We start from the raw sequence: 2,414 nt of genomic DNA, 5'->3' as shown, positions 1-2,414 counted from the left end.
CGGGGCGCTCACCGTCGCCGGGGGGGTGGGGCTCCCCCGCCGGGCCGCGGCCCCCCCCGCCCCACCCCCCCCCCGCCGCCGCCCGCCGCCCCCGCCCGCCCCCCCTCGGCCGTGGCGTCCCCGGACGCCGCCGCGCCGAACGCGCCGGGGACCGCGCCCCTGCCGATGCGGCCCGCGCCCGAGCCGTTCACCGAGCTCGACGCGCGACGCCTCGGTCCGGTGCGCCGCTACTTCGCCCGCCGCCCGGTCGTCATGGACTGGGTCATCGTCGCGGTGTTCGTCGTGCCGGGCGTGCTCTACGCGCTCCTCGCGGAGCAGCCCCGCGGCTCGACCCCGCTGTCGCTCGTGTTCTTCCTCCTCGGCGGGACGCTCCTGTACTGGCGCCGTCGGCGACCCGTCACCGTCGCGCTCGGTCTCACCGTCCTCGGCGTCCTCGCGATCGCGGTCACCGGCGACACCGCCGGGTTCGAGGTCGCGGCGATGTTCGCGGTCTACGCCGTCGCCGCGTCGCGGCCGTCGCGCATCGCGTGGCCGGTCCTCGCCATCGTCGTGCTGGCACTGTCCGGCGCGACCCTCCTCTGGTACGACGTCATCACCACCGCCGACGGGGAGGTCCTGCGCCAGAGCGTCGAACCCGGGCGCGCGACCGTCGACCGCATCGTCGGCATCCTCGTCACGACCGTCCTGTGCCTGATCGCCCTCGCGATCGGCACCAACGTGCGCGCCCGCCGGCAGCACGTGTCCGACCTCGTCGAGCGCGCGAACTCCATCGCGCGCGACCGCGACCAGCAGGCCCAGCTCGCCGCCGCCGCCGAGCGCACGCGCATCGCGCGCGAGATGCACGACGTCGTCGCGCACTCCCTCACGGTCATGGTCGCCCTCGCGGACGGCGCCAAGGCGTCGGGCGCCAAGAACCCCGAGCTCGCGGGCCACGCGCTCGACGAGCTCACCGCGACCGGCCGCGCCGCCCTCGCCGACATGCGCCGCGTGCTCGGCGTCCTGCGCGAACCCGGGGGCGAGCAGACCGTGCCGCTCGCCCCGGCGCACGAGACGCCCGAGCTCGAGGAGATCGTCGAACGCTTCCGCACCGCGGGCCTGCCCGTGCGGCTCGTCCGCTCCGGCCCCCAGCCGAACCCGGGGCCGGCGCTGCGCCAGACCGCGCACCGCATCGTCCAGGAGTCCCTGACGAACGTGCTGCGCTACGCGCCCCTCTCCCCCCTCGTGCTCGTCGAGGTCTCCCGCCGCGCCGAGCCCGGCGCGGACTGGCTCGAGCTGCGGGTCGTCAACCAGGCCGGCCGCCGGCCCGGCGAGGGCTCGAGCGCCGACGAGCGCGGTCTCCCACCCTCCGTCGCGGAGCAGCACCCGCCCGGCGTCCCGGTCGGGACCGGCCGCGGCATCATCGGGATGCGCGAGAGGGCGGCCGTGTACGGCGGTACGGTGTCGGCGGGGCCGAGCGGCACCGGCTGGGAGGTGCGGGCGAGCCTGCGCCTCGACCTCGACCCCGGCCGGGACACCGGCGGACGCGACGACGGACGGGAACGCACATGACGGACAGCGGCGCACCGACCCGGGTGCTGCTCGTCGACGACCAGGCGCTGCTGCGCATGGGCTTCCGCATGATCCTCGCCGCCGAGGACGACATCGAGGTCGTCGGCGAGGCCGGGGACGGCGAGACCGGGATCGCGCAGGCCGCCGCCCTGCGGCCCGACGTCGTGCTCATGGACGTCCGCATGCCCGGCACCAACGGCATCGAGGCGACCGAGCGCATCGTCGCCGCCCAGCCCGAGTCACGGGTCATCATCCTCACCACGTTCGACCTCGACGAGTACGCGTTCGCCGCCCTGCGCGCCGGCGCGAGCGGGTTCCTCCTCAAGGACGCCAAGCCGGGCGAGCTCGTCGGGGCGATCCGCGCCGTCGCGAGCGGCGACGCCGCCGTCTCCCCGCGCATCACACGCCGCATGCTCGAGATGTTCTCCGGGCAGCTCCCCCAGGACGGCACGACCGCCCCCGCCCCCACCCAGACCGGCCTGCACGACCCCCGCCTCGCCGAGCTCACGGCCCGCGAGCTCGAGGTCTTCGAGGCGCTCGGCGAGGGTCTGACGAACGCCGAGATCGCCGAGCGCTTCGTCCTGTCCGAGGCGACCGTCAAGACCCACGTCGGCCGCGTCCTCGGCAAGCTCGGCCTCCGCGACCGCGTCCAGGCCGTCGTCCTCGCCTACGAGACGGGCGTAGCCCGCCCGTCCTGAGTCCGCCCAGGTAGAGGCGTGGTCCGCCCAGGTAGAGGCCCGGTCTCGTGCCCGACGGCGGTCTGGTCACCTTGGGTGGCGGGGTGGGTGGTGGTGCCGCGTCTACCATCCGCGCCGCTCGTTCCTCGCGTCGCTCCCGCCAGGCCCGCCACGACGCGGCACCACCAC

Annotated in this window: 2 protein-coding genes; both read left to right on the top strand. The window is 76.1% G+C overall.

The window, feature by feature from the left end; translation table 11 throughout:
- Positions 1 to 111 precede the first annotated feature (111 nt).
- Positions 112 to 1,548: a histidine kinase gene (locus ACFC2L_RS19270; RefSeq protein ID WP_375825959.1), complete on the top strand. Its 1,437-nt coding sequence runs from the start codon at positions 112 to 114 to the stop codon at positions 1,546 to 1,548.
- On the top strand, positions 1,545 to 2,246 hold the full coding sequence (locus ACFC2L_RS19265) for a response regulator transcription factor (RefSeq protein WP_264030037.1): 702 nt from the start codon (positions 1,545 to 1,547) through the stop codon (positions 2,244 to 2,246). The genes ACFC2L_RS19270 and ACFC2L_RS19265 overlap by 4 nt, the downstream gene beginning before the upstream one ends.
- The last annotated feature ends 168 nt before the right edge of the window (positions 2,247 to 2,414 follow it).

Origin of the sequence: Cellulosimicrobium sp. NPDC055967 (genome assembly GCF_042269845.1) — a bacterium.
Taxonomy (GTDB): domain Bacteria; phylum Actinomycetota; class Actinomycetes; order Actinomycetales; family Cellulomonadaceae; genus Cellulosimicrobium.
The sequence above is the reverse complement of the archived record's forward strand: the minus strand, read 5'-3'. Positions and strand labels throughout refer to the sequence as shown.